At 50.8% G+C, this 14,582-nt stretch carries 16 protein-coding genes; 13 read left to right on the top strand and 3 right to left on the bottom strand.

Annotated features, from left to right (window positions below; translation table 11 throughout):
* Positions 1–107 precede the first annotated feature (107 nt).
* From alaS to FFM82_RS00900, 4 genes are all read left to right on the top strand, one after another.
* Positions 108–2,750 (top strand): alanine--tRNA ligase, encoded by a 2,643-nt coding sequence (alaS, locus tag FFM82_RS00915; protein WP_137643987.1) that lies wholly within the window; start codon positions 108–110, stop codon positions 2,748–2,750.
* 305 nt (positions 2,751–3,055) lie between these two features.
* Positions 3,056–3,325 carry an IreB family regulatory phosphoprotein gene (locus tag FFM82_RS00910; protein WP_137643986.1) on the top strand — a complete coding sequence of 90 codons (270 nt, stop codon included), beginning with the start codon at positions 3,056–3,058 and terminating at the stop codon, positions 3,323–3,325.
* The gene (ruvX, locus tag FFM82_RS00905) at positions 3,322–3,756 is read left to right on the top strand and encodes a Holliday junction resolvase RuvX (protein WP_137643985.1); all 435 of its coding nucleotides are present in this window, start codon (positions 3,322–3,324) and stop codon (positions 3,754–3,756) included. Before FFM82_RS00910 ends, ruvX begins: the two co-directional genes overlap by 4 nt.
* 12 nt (positions 3,757–3,768) lie before the next feature.
* Positions 3,769–4,062: a DUF1292 domain-containing protein gene (locus tag FFM82_RS00900; RefSeq protein ID WP_137643984.1), complete on the top strand. Its 294-nt coding sequence runs from the start codon at positions 3,769–3,771 to the stop codon at positions 4,060–4,062.
* A 167-nt stretch (positions 4,063–4,229) separates the two neighbouring features.
* Here FFM82_RS00900 and FFM82_RS00895 read toward each other — a convergent pair whose 3' ends face one another.
* Positions 4,230–4,982: an MIP/aquaporin family protein gene (locus tag FFM82_RS00895; RefSeq protein ID WP_137643983.1), complete on the bottom strand. Its 753-nt coding sequence runs from the start codon at positions 4,980–4,982 to the stop codon at positions 4,230–4,232.
* Between the two features lie 274 nt (positions 4,983–5,256).
* Here FFM82_RS00895 and FFM82_RS00890 point away from each other — a divergent pair, with 274 nt between their 5' ends.
* From FFM82_RS00890 to trxA, 3 genes are all read left to right on the top strand, one after another.
* Positions 5,257–5,508 carry a cell division protein ZapA gene (locus FFM82_RS00890; protein ID WP_137643982.1) on the top strand — a complete coding sequence of 84 codons (252 nt, stop codon included), beginning with the start codon at positions 5,257–5,259 and terminating at the stop codon, positions 5,506–5,508.
* Positions 5,509–5,569: 61 nt separating this feature from the next.
* The gene (locus FFM82_RS00885; protein ID WP_137643981.1) at positions 5,570–7,936 is read left to right on the top strand and encodes an endonuclease MutS2; all 2,367 of its coding nucleotides are present in this window, start codon (positions 5,570–5,572) and stop codon (positions 7,934–7,936) included.
* A gap of 97 nt (positions 7,937–8,033) precedes the next feature.
* Positions 8,034–8,345, top strand: a complete 312-nt coding sequence (gene trxA / locus FFM82_RS00880) for a thioredoxin (RefSeq protein WP_137643980.1) — start codon at positions 8,034–8,036, stop codon at positions 8,343–8,345.
* Positions 8,346–8,394: 49 nt separating this feature from the next.
* Here trxA and FFM82_RS00875 read toward each other — a convergent pair whose 3' ends face one another.
* Positions 8,395–8,907 (bottom strand): YslB family protein, encoded by a 513-nt coding sequence (locus tag FFM82_RS00875; protein WP_225425568.1) that lies wholly within the window; start codon positions 8,905–8,907, stop codon positions 8,395–8,397.
* Positions 8,908–9,107: 200 nt separating this feature from the next.
* Between FFM82_RS00875 and racE the strand changes: the two genes are divergently transcribed.
* The 6 genes from racE (at position 9,108) to FFM82_RS00845 (ending at position 13,527) form a co-directional block, all read left to right on the top strand.
* Positions 9,108–9,959, top strand: coding sequence for a glutamate racemase (gene racE / locus FFM82_RS00870; protein ID WP_137643978.1), 852 nt, complete (start codon positions 9,108–9,110; stop codon positions 9,957–9,959).
* Positions 9,922–10,530: an XTP/dITP diphosphatase gene (locus tag FFM82_RS00865; RefSeq protein ID WP_137643977.1), complete on the top strand. Its 609-nt coding sequence runs from the start codon at positions 9,922–9,924 to the stop codon at positions 10,528–10,530. The genes racE and FFM82_RS00865 overlap by 38 nt, the downstream gene beginning before the upstream one ends.
* Positions 10,527–11,045 carry a metallophosphoesterase gene (locus FFM82_RS00860; protein WP_137643976.1) on the top strand — a complete coding sequence of 173 codons (519 nt, stop codon included), beginning with the start codon at positions 10,527–10,529 and terminating at the stop codon, positions 11,043–11,045. The genes FFM82_RS00865 and FFM82_RS00860 overlap by 4 nt, the downstream gene beginning before the upstream one ends.
* 87 nt (positions 11,046–11,132) lie before the next feature.
* Complete coding sequence (gene cbpB / locus FFM82_RS00855) at positions 11,133–11,624, top strand: cyclic-di-AMP-binding protein CbpB (RefSeq protein ID WP_137643975.1); 492 nt, start codon at positions 11,133–11,135, stop codon at positions 11,622–11,624.
* Positions 11,625–11,643: 19 nt separating this feature from the next.
* On the top strand, positions 11,644–12,354 hold the full coding sequence (dapD, locus tag FFM82_RS00850) for a 2,3,4,5-tetrahydropyridine-2,6-dicarboxylate N-acetyltransferase (RefSeq protein ID WP_137643974.1): 711 nt from the start codon (positions 11,644–11,646) through the stop codon (positions 12,352–12,354).
* An 18-nt stretch (positions 12,355–12,372) separates the two neighbouring features.
* Positions 12,373–13,527: an N-acetyldiaminopimelate deacetylase gene (locus FFM82_RS00845; RefSeq protein ID WP_137643973.1), complete on the top strand. Its 1,155-nt coding sequence runs from the start codon at positions 12,373–12,375 to the stop codon at positions 13,525–13,527.
* Positions 13,528–13,631: 104 nt separating this feature from the next.
* Here the strand turns inward: FFM82_RS00845 and FFM82_RS00840 are convergent, their stop codons facing one another.
* A complete protein-coding gene (locus tag FFM82_RS00840; RefSeq protein ID WP_137643972.1) occupies positions 13,632–14,519 on the bottom strand; it encodes a mechanosensitive ion channel family protein in 888 nt (295 codons plus the stop codon).
* Positions 14,520–14,582: the final 63 nt, after the last annotated feature.

Here is a 14,582-nt window from a genome sequence, read left to right as displayed (position 1 = left end):
TAAACGAACACATCGTTGCAAGCAAAGTGGTACCGCGTTAACAGCGTCTTTGCTCGCAACGGTGTTTTTTTGCCTAAATGCATAAATCAGAAAGGGTGCCAAATTTAATGAAACAATTGAGTAGTAGTGAAATTCGGCAAATGTACCTGGACTTTTTCCACGAAAAGGGCCACACCATCGTACCGAGTGCCTCACTGGTTCCGGTCGATGATCCGACCTTACTTTGGATCAACTCCGGGGTCGCCACAATGAAGAAGTACTTTGACGGGTCGGTCGTCCCGGATAACCCGCGGATGACCAGTTCGCAAAAGAGTATCCGGACCAACGATATTGAAAACGTTGGTCGGACTGCCCGTCACCATACGTTATTTGAAATGCTGGGGAACTTCTCGGTCGGTGATTACTTTAAGAAGGAAGCCATCGCGTGGGCGTGGGAATTATTGACCTCACCGAAGTGGTTTGGTTGGGATCCGGACAAGCTTTACATGACGGTTTACCCTAAGGATACCGACGCGGTTAAGTACTGGGAAGCGACCGGCGTTAGCCCTGACCACATCATCAAGGTCGAAGATAACTTCTGGGACATCGGTCAAGGCCCGTCCGGTCCGGATTCAGAAATCTTCTACGATCGCGGTGAGGCCTTTAATAACTTAGCGGCCGATGATCCGGAAAACTACCCGGGTGGCGAAAACGAACGCTACTTGGAAGTTTGGAACATCGTGTTCTCACAATTCAATCACACCCCGGAAGGCACCTACGAACCGTTACCACGGAAAAACATTGATACGGGGATGGGGCTTGAACGGGTCGTTTCGATTTTCCAAAACGCGCCGACTAACTTTGAAACCGACTTATTCTTGCCAATTATCCGCAAGACTGAGGAACTGAGCGCTGACAAGCATTACGGGGACAATGACCAGGACGACGTTTCCTTTAAAGTAATCGCCGACCACGCGCGTGCGATTACCTTTGCAATTTCCGACGGGGCCTTACCTTCAAACGAAGGTCGCGGCTACGTCATTCGCCGTTTGATTCGGCGGGCCATTTTGCACGGTCAAAAGTTAGGCTTGAAAGAAGCCTTCTTAGATAAACTGGTGCCAATCGTTGGCGAAATCATGCAATCGCACTATCCGGACGTCTTGAAGAACGCGGCCTACATTGAAAAAATCGTTGCTTCTGAAGAAAGTCGGTTCAACGAAACGTTGAACGACGGCCTCAGTTTACTGAATAACTTGATTGCCGAAACCAAGCAGGCTGGTCAGGATACCTTGCCTGGTAAGGACGCCTTTAAGTTATACGATACGTACGGCTTTCCGTTCGAATTAACCAAGGAATACGCGGGCGACGAAGACATGCAAGTCGATGAAGCCGGCTTTGAAACCGAAATGAAGGCACAACGCGACCGTGCCAGAAAAGCCCGTAGCGGTGCCAAGTCGATGGGGGTTCAACGGAGCCTCTTAATCGATATCAAGACACCGAGTGAGTACGTGGGTTACGACGAATTAACCGACGTTGACGGTGTGTTGACTGACATTATTGTTGATGAACAGCTGGTTGATACGGTTGAAAGTGGCACCGCCGAAATGTTTTTCAGTAAAACGCCATTCTACGCCGAAATGGGGGGCCAAGTTGCCGACCGCGGGGTGATTTTGAATGCTGATGGTCAGACGGTGGCGAAGGTGACCGACGTGCAAAACGCACCGAACAAGCAACACCTGCACACCGTTAAGGTCTTAAAACCAATGCATAAGGACCAAACGTACCGCTTGAACGTCGATTTGGCCTTCCACGCGAAGGTCGAAAAGAACCATACGGCGACCCACTTGCTGGACCAAGCTTTGCGTGACGTACTGGGTGAACATACCCAACAAGCCGGTTCGCTGGTCGAACCTGACTACTTGCGGTTTGACTTTACCCACTTTGGTCAGGTGACCGACGAAGAATTGGCGAAGGTTGAACAAATCGTCAACGATAAGATTTGGGCGGCACTCCCGGTCAAAGCCATCCAGACCGACCAGGAAACCGGCCATAAGATGGGTGCCATTGCCGTCTTTACTCAGAAATACGGTAAGATCGTGCGGGTCGTCTCAATTGGTGATTACTCAATCGAGTTTGACGGTGGGACCCACGTTAAAAATAGTAGTGAACTCGGGCTCTTCAAGATTGTTTCCGAAGGGGGCGTCGGTGCCGGAGTTCGCCGGATCGAAGCCGTTACTTCGAAGGAAGCCTTTGAATTGTTAGCTAACGAGGAAACGACCTTGAAACGGGTTGCGGCCCAAGTCAAGGCACCGCAGTTGACCGACGTGCCGGACCGGATCAGCCAGTTACAAGCGGACTTGAAGGCCGAACAACAAAAGAGTGCCAAGTTGGAAAGTCGCTTAGCCAAGCAACAGGCTGGTGCGGTCTTCGAACAAGTCGAAGACGTGAACGGTACGACCTTGATTGCCCAAGCCATCGACGTTTCCGGTATGGATCAACTCCGGCAACTCGGCGATACTTGGAAAGCCAAGCAGTATTCCGACGTGCTGGTCTTAGGGACGGTCATCGGTGAAAAGGTCAACTTGTTAGTTGCGGTCAGTGACGACAAGGTCAAGGCCGGCATCAAAGCGGGCGACCTGATCAAAGCCATCGCACCAAAAGTTGGTGGCGGTGGTGGCGGTCGGCCAACTCTTGCCCAGGCGGGTGGTAAGAACCCGGCCGGTTTACCAGATGCCATGCAAGCGGCTCACGATTGGTTGGCAGCCAAGTAATTTAGTAACCAGTTAATGTAAAGTCGTGTTGGAAAGGCTGTGACGTTAGTCACAGCCTTTTGTGTGTCTCCGAATATTGATAGCCGAAACGTGCGCCCAAAGTCAGTTGGCTCCGCTTAACCCCGTAGGTCCACCAATCCAAGCCCAGAATTATTCGCCCTCTGCCGTTAATGCTCACCAACTCACCGACTTTTGGCACACGCTTTTTTTGTTACGAATGTGTTACATCAGAATGGATTGATTGTACTTCATATGGGCATTTAGTAGAATAGATTAGAAGCGGAAACTAGCGGGAGGTGCTTTATATGAGTTCATTAGACAAAACAATGTATTTTGACTTCGACAATGACAGCGTTAAGGATGTCCACGACACGCTAACGACGGTTTATGAAGCGTTACAGGAAAAGGGCTATAACCCGATTAACCAGATTGTGGGTTATTTGCTATCTGGTGATCCAGCGTATATCCCGCGCTTGAACGACGCTCGGAATTTAATTCGTAAGCATCAGCGTGACGAAATTATTGAAGAACTGGTCAAGTCATATTTGAAGGCAGACAAGGATGTAAATGCATGAAGTTAATGGGGTTAGATGTCGGTTCCAGAACTGTCGGCGTTGCCGTAAGTGATATTTTCGGCTGGACCGCGCAGAGTGTTGAAATTGTGCGGATCAACGAAGATGAGGAAGAATTTGGAATTGACCGAATTGCGGAATTAGTCAAGGAACACGACACCCAGGGGTTCGTGCTCGGCTTACCCAAGAACATGAATAATAGCTTGGGACCACGGGCCGAGGCGTCTCAGCATTACGGTGACTTACTCACGGCCCGTTTCGGGATGCCTGTCGACTTTGAAGACGAGCGTCTGACGACTGTTGAAGCCGAACGGATGCTGGTTGAAGAAGCTAATACGTCGCGTAAGAAGCGTAAAAAGGTGATCGACAAGCTTGCCGCTAGCCTGATCTTACAAAACTACCTTGACCGTCACGGCAAACTCACAAAAGAATAGCGAGGAACTAACATGAGCCAAAACCAAAGTAACGAAAACGACGTCATTACCTTAGTTGACGACGATGGTAACGAAACTTTATTTAATATTTTATTTACGTTTGATTCCAAAGATTTTGGACATTCGTACATCTTACTGTACCCGGCTGACGCTGCGGCGGACGATGAGGTTGATATTCAAGCCTACATCTTCGACCCGGCCGATGGCGATAACGGGGAATTACAACTGATCGAATCCGACGAAGAGTGGGACATGGTCGAACAAGTGTTAAACACGTTCTTAGCCGAAGACGGCGGGATGCAGTAATTAATTGCCGAAAGAACGGCGCGCCACACCAACGAACGTTGATGTGACGCGCCGTTTTACTATGCACTTTTCCGCGCCGGTGACCTAAGTAAACGTCCCCCGAGGCTGCCACGAATAATAATTGCCATTTTCTTGCCGTCAATTGAGTCGTTAAGCGCGGTAATGGTTTATAAGCCGAAGAACTGGCGGTAAACCAGGATTCCGATAATACCGCCAACGATTGGGGCTACGACCGGTACCCAGCCGTATTCCCAGTGTGAGGACCCCTTATTTGGTACGGGGAGGAGCGCGTGAACTAACCGCGGGCCGAGATCACGGGCGGGGTTCAGTGCTGGTCCGGTCGGTCCCCCTAAGGAGATCACCATGGCAGCAATCAGTAGACCGACCCCGATGTTGGCGATATCGACGTTTTGGTGGAAAAACATCCCGCGGTACAGCCCCATGGCACCGAATAAGAGTACGGCGGTGCCGACCGTTTCGGTAATAAAACCGTTTAACGGACTGTTAGCTTCGTCGCTAGTTGCAAACGTCCCTAAAACGCAGTTGGCGTCGGTCGTTTCTTTATAGTGGGGCCAGTAAACGATTAAGATTAAAATTTGACCGGCCATTGCCCCTAAAAATTGCCAAATCAAATAAGCGGTGACGTGTGACCAGGGGAAAATCCCGGCAACGGCCTGCGCCAACGTAACGGCTGGGTTCAAGTGGTTCCCAGAGATGGAACCGAACATCATTGCGGGGAGCATGACCCCTAAACCGTAACCGGAAGCGACGAGTAGCCAGCCCCCGTTAGCCAGTCCCGGGTCATCGTTCCCGGTCGTGTTTTTCAGAAACGCATTGGCGACAGCCCCGTTACCCAGAACGACTAGGATCAACGTTCCAAAAAATTCCGCTGCGTAGCGTGCATCCCATGAACCTGTCATGAAAAATCCTCCTTTACGTGGTATTAATCAGCCTTGGTAAATTGAACTATAACAGAAAACTTACCTTATGTAAACGCTTTCTTTGCTGAAACAACGCGATTCAATACAATTAATAATGTTTTCACAAACCGAATTGGTACGGCTAATGATCAAACGGTAGGCGCGACCTTCCCGCCGCCAATCGGTGACTAGCGGAACGGTCAATTCTAAGGTTCGCATAAACGCCCGTATCATGCTAAAATATGTAATGTTACTGAAAGGAGGTTGGATGTTGATGACTGAAACGAAGCGCCGTTTTAAGGCGGAAATCGATGGTAAAACGTACACCATCATTGGTACGGCATCCGATCGTCACATGCAAACGGTGACCCGGATGATGAATGAACAGATTGACGAATTAAAAAAATTAGCACCGAACCTTTCGGATCAGCAGGTGGCGACGTTGCTCGCCTTCAACGCGATCTCAGACCAGGTGGATAAACAAGCAGAACTATTGAAGATGCAAACGGAGGATGCTGACAAGTAACTGCAGCCTCTTTTTTTTTGCAACCTTCGTGATTCAGGTTCAAGCTTCGGAGGTTAAGTTAGTGAATCCTAAAGTATTAAACACCTTAGAATATCAACAAATTAAGCAGCAGTTGGCACCGTACCTAGTGTCGGCGGCTGGTCAAAAAGAATTAAACGCTTTGACGCCGTTGAACGACCAAGCAGCGATTCAACTAGCGTTAGATGAAACCAACGACGGGGCGGAAGTTTACCGGCTGAAGGGTGGTATTCCGATTGCTCGCCTCGCCGACATTACGCCGCACATGAAGCGCTTAGCAATCGGCGCCACCTTAAACGGGAGTGAACTGGGCCAGGTTGGTCGGGTTCTCAAAACGACCCGGGCAATCACCCGTTTCTTTGACGACTTATTGGAGGACGCTCCAGAAAATGACATTCGCCATTTATTTGACGAAGTTCAGCAGTTGGTGACGTTACCAGAAGTGACAAAGCGCTTGGCGACCGCTATTGAAGGCGACGGTCACATCACCGACGACGCGTCACCACAGTTGAGCACCATTCGCGGCAACATTACCCGAACGGAAGCCGAAATCCGTGGCAAAATGGAACACTACACCCGCGGGCGCGACGCCAAGTATTTGAGTGATCCAATCATTACGATTCGAAACGACCGTTACGTGATCCCGGTCAAGGCGGAGAACCGCTCGCGCTTTGGCGGTATCGTCCACGACCAAAGTGCCAGTGGCCAGACGCTGTTCATTGAACCGCAGGCGGTCATGGCGTTAAACGACCGCTTACGACAAAATCAGGTTGCTGAAAAACAGGAAGAACAGCGGATTTTAGCTGAACTGTCCAACTTGATTGCGCCGTACCAGGAAGAAATTAAACAAAATGCGGCTTTGCTGGGGCACTTTGACTTTATTAACGCCAAGGCCCGTTACGCCCACGATACCCGTGCGACTGAACCGAGCCTATCGGCGACCAATGCCGTTTATTTGCGGCAGGCACGCCACCCGTTGATTGACGCCAAGAAGGTGGTCGCCAACGATATTAGTTTGGGCACCGACTATCAGGCCATTGTCATCACCGGTCCGAACACTGGTGGGAAGACGATTACCTTAAAGACCTTGGGATTACTGCAACTGATGGGCCAGTCGGGGTTATTTATTCCGGTTGACGAGGGCAGTCGCATTGGGATTTACGACGAAATTTTTGCCGATATTGGTGACGAGCAGTCGATTGAACAAAACCTAAGTACCTTTTCTTCGCACATGGAAAACATCGAGCATTTCTTAAATGTCATCGATGACCGTAGCCTCGTGTTGGTCGATGAACTGGGTGCCGGGACCGACCCGCAAGAAGGGGCCGCGCTGGCAATTGCCATCTTGGATGCCATCGGGGCGTCGGGAAGCCAGGTCGTCGCCACGACCCACTACCCGGAATTAAAGGCCTACGGGTTTAACCGGCCGGACACGATCAACGCTAGCATGGAGTTCGATGAACAAACCCTGAAGCCGACTTACCGGTTGCTAGTCGGTATTCCTGGTCGCAGTAACGCGCTCGACATTGCCCAACGGCTAGGAATTCCGCGGAGCATCGTGGATCAGGCCCGTTCGCTGACCGACAGTGATAGTCAGGACTTAAACGCGATGATTGCCGATTTGGTGGCAAAACGTAAGCGGGTCGAGGACGAGCAACAGCAGTTAAACGACCAATTAGCGGATTCAGAAAAGCTGCACCGGCAGTTGAAGAGTGAATTTAACGCTTACCAGCAACGTAAGGATCAGCTGGTGGAAGACGCCAAGGTTGAGGCTAACGCCATCGTTGCAACGAGCAAGACTAAGGCGGACGCCATCATTGCCGATTTACGCCAAAAGCAGTTAGCTGGCGGTCGCAGTAGCGTTAAGGAAAATGAATTGATCGATGCCAAGGGCGCCCTAAACGCGCTCGAACAGCAGCCGAAGCTCAAGAAGAACCGGGTGCTGCGACGCGCCAAGGCCCAACAATCGTTCCACGAAGGTGACGACGTACTGGTGAAGTCGTACGGCCAACGCGGCGTGCTGGTACAAAAGATGGGGGACCATCAGTGGGAAGTACAACTTGGCATCCTTAAGATGAAAATTGCCGAGGGCGACATGGAAAAAGTCAAGCCGGAAGGGGAACCTAAACGGGCCCGGGCAACGGTTCAAAGCGCCCATGCGAGTCACGTTTCGCCTAACCTTGACTTACGGGGCGTGCGCTATGAAGACGCGATGACCCGGGTCGACCGCTACATTGACGCGGCGTTATTAGCCGGGTACCCGTCCGTGACCATCGTGCATGGTAAGGGGACCGGGGCGTTACGCCAAGGCATCACCGACTATTTGAAGACCAACCGGCAGGTCAAGTCGTTCCACTTTGCCGCGCCGAACCACGGCGGGAACGGTGCAACCGAAGTTGAATTTAAGTAATCGGGAATTAAATTGTGAACGAATTATTTGTGTTATTAAGCGTAACTGCGTATACTTACTAATAGTAACAAATATCTATTTAGGGAGGCCGATTTAAATGGTCGCAGCAACTACGGATAAAACTTTTGAAAAAGACACTGCTACGGGAGTCACGTTAACGGACTTTTGGGCAACTTGGTGTGGTCCTTGTCGGATGCAATCACCAGTTGTGGAACAACTAGCGGATGAAATGGGTGACCAAGTCACATTTAACAAAATGGACGTGGATGCTAATCCCGACACGGCAAGTAACTTTGGTATCATGAGCATTCCAACCTTGCTAGTTAAAAAGGATGGCGAAGTTGTTGACACGCTCGTGGGTTACCACTCTAAGGAACAAATCAAACAAAAATTAGATCAATATCTGTAAACTAAACTTTGCGGGTTACAAAAAAGACGGCCAAATTGGTCGTCTTTTTTTAGTCCTCGGGTTGCTCGTTCGGGTCGCTTTCAGGGTGCATAATCTCAATCGGGGTCTGTGGGTCGGCGTTGGTTAGTGGTTGTTGATGGTCGACCGTGACGGAAATGCGCAGCCGCATCCGGTTTTGAAAGGTAATCTCGGCCTCACTAACACACCCAAAGCGTTGGACCGCTTGTTCAGCGAGAAAGCCGGTTTCCAACATGAAGTCCGGTTTTTTAACGGCGGCGCTACGGCGGGCGACCGGTTCACCGGTCAGTTCGTAAGTGATAACGGTGTCGGTGGCCTTAATCAATACCAGGTGGCCCCAGCCGGTCTGCTCAAAAAAGGTCACTAGGTCGTCCGTTGAGCCCAGTGGAAATTGACGGGCGAGGTCCTTGCCCGCCCAGTAAAGGATTCCACTACTTTCATCTCCGAGTAGGTTGGGAATTAGGGCGTCGCGTAGAACTTCCACGCTTAACACGGAGGTTCGAATGGCGTTGCCCGCAAATTGAGAATAAAAGTCGTTTGACATAATAGGTCCTTTCCGTGCGTAAAATCGTGGCGCTGTAACCACAGTATAATAGATATTATACCTTGTTTGCGAAAAAAAACGGGCTTTTTTGAAAGTATGAACCGAAACTTTACAAATTTGTGACAATTGGTCTGGCTTGAAATCATTTTCAAAAAAGAACATAATGTAGTTTCAGAATTCAGTGAACGGAGATTTTGAAAATGTCAGATGAACATGCAATTGGTTTCATGGATTCCGGCGTTGGCGGATTAACGGTCGTTAAGCAGGCGTTAAAGCAGCTGCCACGTGAAACGGTCTACTTTATTGGCGACCAGGCCCGCTTACCGTACGGCCCGCGTCCCGGTGAGCAGGTACGCGCCTTTTCGTGGCAGATGGCGAACTTCTTGATGCGTAAAAAGATCAAGATGCTGGTGATTGCGTGCAACACGGCGACCGCCGCGGCGTTAGCCGATTTAAAGGCGAAGTTACCGATTCCGGTCATCGGGGTGATTGCACCGGGATCGCGGGCGGCGATTAAAGCGTCCACGAGTCACCGGATTGGGGTGATTGCGACGGCTGGCACCATTAAGAGTGGGGCCTACTACCAGGCCATCACCAACCAACAACCGGGGGTGACGGTCGTTTCCGAAGCCTGTCCGAAATTCGTTCCGTTGGTCGAGTCCAACGAGTACCACTCACCGGTGGCGAAGCGGGTCGTTGCGGAATCGTTACAGCCGTTTAAGACCCACCAGGTTGACACGCTCGTGATGGGCTGTACCCATTACCCGCTGTTGCGGCCGTTGATCCAGAACGTCATGGGACCAGACGTAACGCTGATCGATTCGGGGGCCGAGACGGTCAACGACGTTTCGTCGGTTTTATCGTACTTGGGAATTGCAAATACCAGCGCAACGAAACGTTATCCAGATGAATATTTTACTACCGGTTCACCGGACCAGTTTGCGGCAATTGCCGAGGATTGGCTTGAACGACCGGACTTCAAAGTGACCCACGTTGAGATAGGAGATGAACCAAGTGACGCAACCACATACCCTGATTATCGCCACGAATAATCCCAATAAAGCGCGCGAGTTTGCGGCGATGCTTAAAGATTACGAGATTGAGATTAAAACGTTGGCGGACTTTCCCGCCATTCCTGAAATCAAGGAAAACGGCATTACCTTTGAAGAAAACGCCACCAAGAAGGTCCAGACGGTGGTGACGGCGACCGGACTCCCAGCGATTGCGGACGATTCTGGTTTAATGGTCGACGCGTTACACGGTGATCCGGGCGTCTACTCCGCCCGCTACGCCGGTGACCATAACGATGCGGCCAATAATGCCAAGTTACTGGCAAACTTGGGCGGCGTGCCGACTGAGAAACGGACGGCGACCTTCCACACCACGCTGGTTGCTTTGAAGCCTAACGGTGCGAAGTTGGTCGTTAACGGTGAGTTACCGGGTCGCATCCTGGCAACGCCGCGCGGAGCTAACGGTTTCGGTTACGACCCGTTGTTTTGGTCGTCCCGTTACCAGAAGTCGTTGGCGGAGTTAACGGCGGCGGAAAAGAACGCCATTAGTCACCGCGGTGTGGCGTTGCGACGCTTAATGGAAAAATTTGAAGAATGGTGGGTGCAAGCATGAAATGTTTAGTTGTCAGTGATAGTCACGGGGACCGGGATATTTTAGTTCAGCTATTGGCCGCTTACCGTGGCAAAGTCGACGCCTTCTTTCACTGTGGCGATTCGGAGTTAGCGGCTGACGACGCCGTTTTTGACGAGATGGCGGTCGTTCGCGGTAACATGGACTTTGACGATCAGTTCCCAGCGGTTGTGACCCAAACGGTTGCCGGGGTCCCCGTTTACATGACGCACGGCCACTTAGTCGGGGTCAACATGGGCCTCTCGTATTTATTAGCGGATGCTAAGGCGGCCAACGCGCAGCTAGTATTTTTTGGCCATACCCACCAGTTAGGCGTTGAACGTCACGACGGGATGCTCGTGTTAAATCCGGGCAGCATTAGTTTACCCCGCGGTGAATTTACCCGTTTGGGCGGAACTTACGCCATCGTCACCACTGATTCCAAGGGGGTTAGCGTTCAGTATTACGACCGCCAGCGCCGCGCAGTTCCGGAGCTAGCCTTTAACTTTCCCGGATAAAAGATTGTTAAAAATTCGTTCAGACAGCTTAACTTAATAGCGTTTTCAGGTAAAATAAGGGTATGAACCTGAAAGAGGGGTGTCTGGATGTTAATTCAACCAGTCAAGGACATGCTGATGCGCAATGCCAACCATTACTTAATTCCGGCCGACATTGTTGCGAACGTGCAAGCGGATAATAACCTGTACCACGCGTTTCTCGTCCTGACCAAGATCAAGTACTCAAGAATTCCGGTCCTCGATAATGCCGGTCATTTTAAGGGCTTGATCTCATTACCAATGATCACCGAGCAAATGCTGGGGTTTGACCAGTTGAACGTGGATGTCTTGATGGAAAAGCGCGTCAGTGACGTGATGGAAACGGCAGTGAAGACGGTGCCGAACGTGGACGACGTCGAGGCGACGTTGCACATGATGATCAACGACCCGTTCGTCCCGGTCGTTAGTGATGACGGGATGTTTCTGGGAATCGTGACGCGCCGGGAATACATGAAGAGTTTTAACTTTTTGACCCATGAAATTGGGAAACAGTATGATATGATTGAAAAGGATTTTTCAACTAACGAAAAACCAAAATGACAATAATGGAGGGTCTCCAATGGCAAAATTAGATGCACAAGCAATTATTAATTACATTGGCAGTGCGAAGAAAACAACGCCCGTTAAAGTTTACGTCAAGGGGCAGTTAGACCAACTGGACGTTCCAGCTGGTATCAAGACCTTTTTCAGCGGTAACGCTGGGGTCCTTTTCGGCGACTGGGCCGACGTTGAACCTTTCTTAAAGGCGAACGCCAGCTTGATTGAAGATTACCAATTAGAAAACCAAGCGCGCAATTCAGCGGTTCCAATGGCCGATTTAAAGCAGTATAACGCCCGGATCGAACCCGGTGCGATTATTCGCGACCAAGTCTTAATCGGGGATAACGCCGTTGTCATGATGGGGGCCGTGATTAATATCGGGGCCGAAATTGGTGAAGGCTCAATGATCGATATGGGCGCCATCCTTGGTGGTCGTGCGATTGTTGGTAAAAATTGTCACATTGGTGCCGGCACCGTGTTAGCCGGTGTGGTAGAACCACCTTCGGCTAAGCCGGTACAAATTGACGATGACGTGCTGATTGGTGCGAACTGCTCCGTTTTGGAAGGCGTTCACGTTGGTAAGGGCGCGGTAATTGCTGCTGGCGCCGTGGTTATCAGTGACGTAGCCCCTAACACCGTTGTTGGTGGCGTTCCGGCACGCAAGCTCAAGGATATTGACGATAAGACCAAGAGCAAGACCGAATTAATGAGCGAATTGCGGCACCTTTAAAAGTTGGGGGGATAAATAATGGCATTACGGGAAACCGATTTAATTCCGATTTATCGACATCTCCACCAGATTCCCGAACTAGGATTAGAAGAACACGAAACGCAGGCTTACTTGTTGTCAATTATCCGGGCCATGCCGCAGGATTACTTGACGATTAAAACGGTGCCGACGTTGGATACCGCAATCTTAGTCAAAGTTAGTGGTCAAAAGCACGGTTACCGGATCGGTTATCGGACCGACATCGACGGCTTACCGGTGACTGAACAGACTGGCTTGCCGTTTGCGTCAAAACACCCGGGGCGAATGCACGCCTGTGGTCATGATATTCACATGTCGGTAGCGCTCGGAATTTTAAGCTACTTTGCTGAGCACCAACCGGTAACCGATATGATTTTTATGTTCCAACCGGCCGAGGAAAATGCGTCGGGTGGCAAACGGTTATACGAAAGCGGCGCGTTAACGGCCGACTGGATGCCGGACGAAATCTTTGCGTTTCACGATAACCCGAACCTACCGACCGGTGCAATTGGCTGTCGGATGGGCACCCTGTTTGCGGGGACTTGTGAAATTCACGCCCACCTGAGCGGGAAGAGCGGACACGCCGCTTATCCGCACCAGGCCAACGACATGGTCGTGGCCGGGTCGGCACTGGTTCAACAGTTACAAACCATCGTTGCGCGTAACGTGGACCCGATTCAAAGTGGGGTCGTGACGCTAGGTCACTTTACCGCCGGCACGATCGGCAACGTGATTGCTGGTGAAGCCCAAATCGACGGCACGATCCGGGCGCTGACTCAGGAGATGAACGAACACATCCAACAACGGGTGCGGACGATCACCGAAGGGGTAGCGCTGGCTTACGATTGCCACGTTGATTTGAAACTCAACCAGGGCGGTTACTACCCGGTTGAAAATAACGATGCGATTACGGCCGACTTCATGCAGTACATGCAGGCCAATCAGCAGGTCAACTTTATTGAAACCGAACCGGCCATGACCGGTGAAGACTTTGGTTACCTGATCCACCAAATTCCGGGCACGATGTTCTGGTTAGGTGTGGATAGCCCGTATTCACTGCACTCGGAGCACATGGTCCCGCACACGGCTGCCATTATGCGCGCCGTTGATGCGATGACCGGCTACTTGACCCACCGAAATGACTTACAACAATAATTAAAACGGATCCCACGAGTCGCTGAGTGAGCTGACTTTTGGGATCCGTTTTAATTATTATTTTGCGAAAAAGGGAGCGGTGACCATGTCACGGCTCCCTTTGACTATTTCACTGGACTTAACGGCACCCTTGGTGAGGGCAACGTGATTCCGGCGGCCTTCGCTGCGTCAAGGTAGGCGGCTAAAAAGTCGCGTTGGATCGCAAACTGCATCCCGTTTTTAACGTAGAATTGGACGCGAAAGACTAACGTGCCGTCAGCCTGGGTGGTGACGCCCTGAATATCGGGCTCACCGATAATATCCGGGTACTGTTTGACCAGCTTGACGTTGGTCGTGTCGATAACCGAGGTAAGCTGACTGACCGGGGTGGCCGTCAGAATTGGTAAGTCGATCAGCACCCGCATGTCGTTACGCGACTGGTTGCTAATAATTAGGATTCGGCGGTTGGGAATGAAGTTCAAGGTCCCGTCCGGACTGGTTACCTGGGTCGTCCGGAGCCCGATGGCGGAAACGGTTCCCTCGACCGCTTCGATTTTAACGTAGTCGCCAACGTCGATCTGGTCTTCTAGTAGAATAAAGAAGCCGGTGACGATGTCACTAACGAAGCCCTGGGCACCTAGTCCTAACGCCACACTGAAAATCCCGGCGGAGGCGATCAGGGTTCCGACCGGCACACCGAGGACGGATAAAACGGCGTAGATCCCGAAGAACATGATGATGTAGTGGTAAATGTTCAGCGTTAACGTGTAAATCGTGGAGATCCGGTTATTAGCCGTATCGCTCGTTTTCGCGTTAGAGATGAAAATGTGATGGATCAGGCGTTTGCCGAGACGGTCGATGATCCAAAACAGTAAAATAAAGAGTACAATTTCGATGACCTTACCACCAATGTTGATGATAATTTGTTGCCAATCGATTTTTTTGGCCAGCTTAACCCAGACCGAAACTTGCTTGGTCGGGGTGTCCACGGCGAGTAAATAGGGCGCAAACATGACTTCACCTTCAAATTAAAATGTCTGTTCACTAGTTTAGCAGACTTTTTGGGTTCAACCAAG

This window comes from Lactiplantibacillus plajomi (assembly GCF_005405405.1).
Classification (GTDB): domain Bacteria; phylum Bacillota; class Bacilli; order Lactobacillales; family Lactobacillaceae; genus Lactiplantibacillus; species Lactiplantibacillus plajomi.
The sequence above is the reverse complement of the archived record's forward strand: the minus strand, read 5'-3'. Positions and strand labels throughout refer to the sequence as shown.

What these genes read in the sequence shown, in the direction of transcription:
- trxA (WP_137643980.1), top strand. Translation starts at nt 8,034, where the DNA reads ATGGTCGCAGCAACTACGGATAAAACTTTTGAAAAAGACACTGCTACG.
- FFM82_RS00890 (WP_137643982.1), top strand. Translation starts at nt 5,257, where the DNA reads ATGACTGAAACGAAGCGCCGTTTTAAGGCGGAAATCGATGGTAAAACG.
- racE (WP_137643978.1), top strand. Translation starts at nt 9,108, where the DNA reads ATGTCAGATGAACATGCAATTGGTTTCATGGATTCCGGCGTTGGCGGA.
- FFM82_RS00860 (WP_137643976.1), top strand. Translation starts at nt 10,527, where the DNA reads ATGAAATGTTTAGTTGTCAGTGATAGTCACGGGGACCGGGATATTTTA.
- FFM82_RS00895 (WP_137643983.1), bottom strand. Translation starts at nt 4,982, where the DNA reads ATGACAGGTTCATGGGATGCACGCTACGCAGCGGAATTTTTTGGAACG.
- dapD (WP_137643974.1), top strand. Translation starts at nt 11,644, where the DNA reads ATGGCAAAATTAGATGCACAAGCAATTATTAATTACATTGGCAGTGCG.
- FFM82_RS00900 (WP_137643984.1), top strand. Translation starts at nt 3,769, where the DNA reads ATGAGCCAAAACCAAAGTAACGAAAACGACGTCATTACCTTAGTTGAC.
- alaS (WP_137643987.1), top strand. Translation starts at nt 108, where the DNA reads ATGAAACAATTGAGTAGTAGTGAAATTCGGCAAATGTACCTGGACTTT.
- cbpB (WP_137643975.1), top strand. Translation starts at nt 11,133, where the DNA reads ATGTTAATTCAACCAGTCAAGGACATGCTGATGCGCAATGCCAACCAT.
- FFM82_RS00845 (WP_137643973.1), top strand. Translation starts at nt 12,373, where the DNA reads ATGGCATTACGGGAAACCGATTTAATTCCGATTTATCGACATCTCCAC.
- ruvX (WP_137643985.1), top strand. Translation starts at nt 3,322, where the DNA reads ATGAAGTTAATGGGGTTAGATGTCGGTTCCAGAACTGTCGGCGTTGCC.
- FFM82_RS00875 (WP_225425568.1), bottom strand. Translation starts at nt 8,907, where the DNA reads ATGTCAAACGACTTTTATTCTCAATTTGCGGGCAACGCCATTCGAACC.
- FFM82_RS00840 (WP_137643972.1), bottom strand. Translation starts at nt 14,519, where the DNA reads ATGTTTGCGCCCTATTTACTCGCCGTGGACACCCCGACCAAGCAAGTT.
- FFM82_RS00910 (WP_137643986.1), top strand. Translation starts at nt 3,056, where the DNA reads ATGAGTTCATTAGACAAAACAATGTATTTTGACTTCGACAATGACAGC.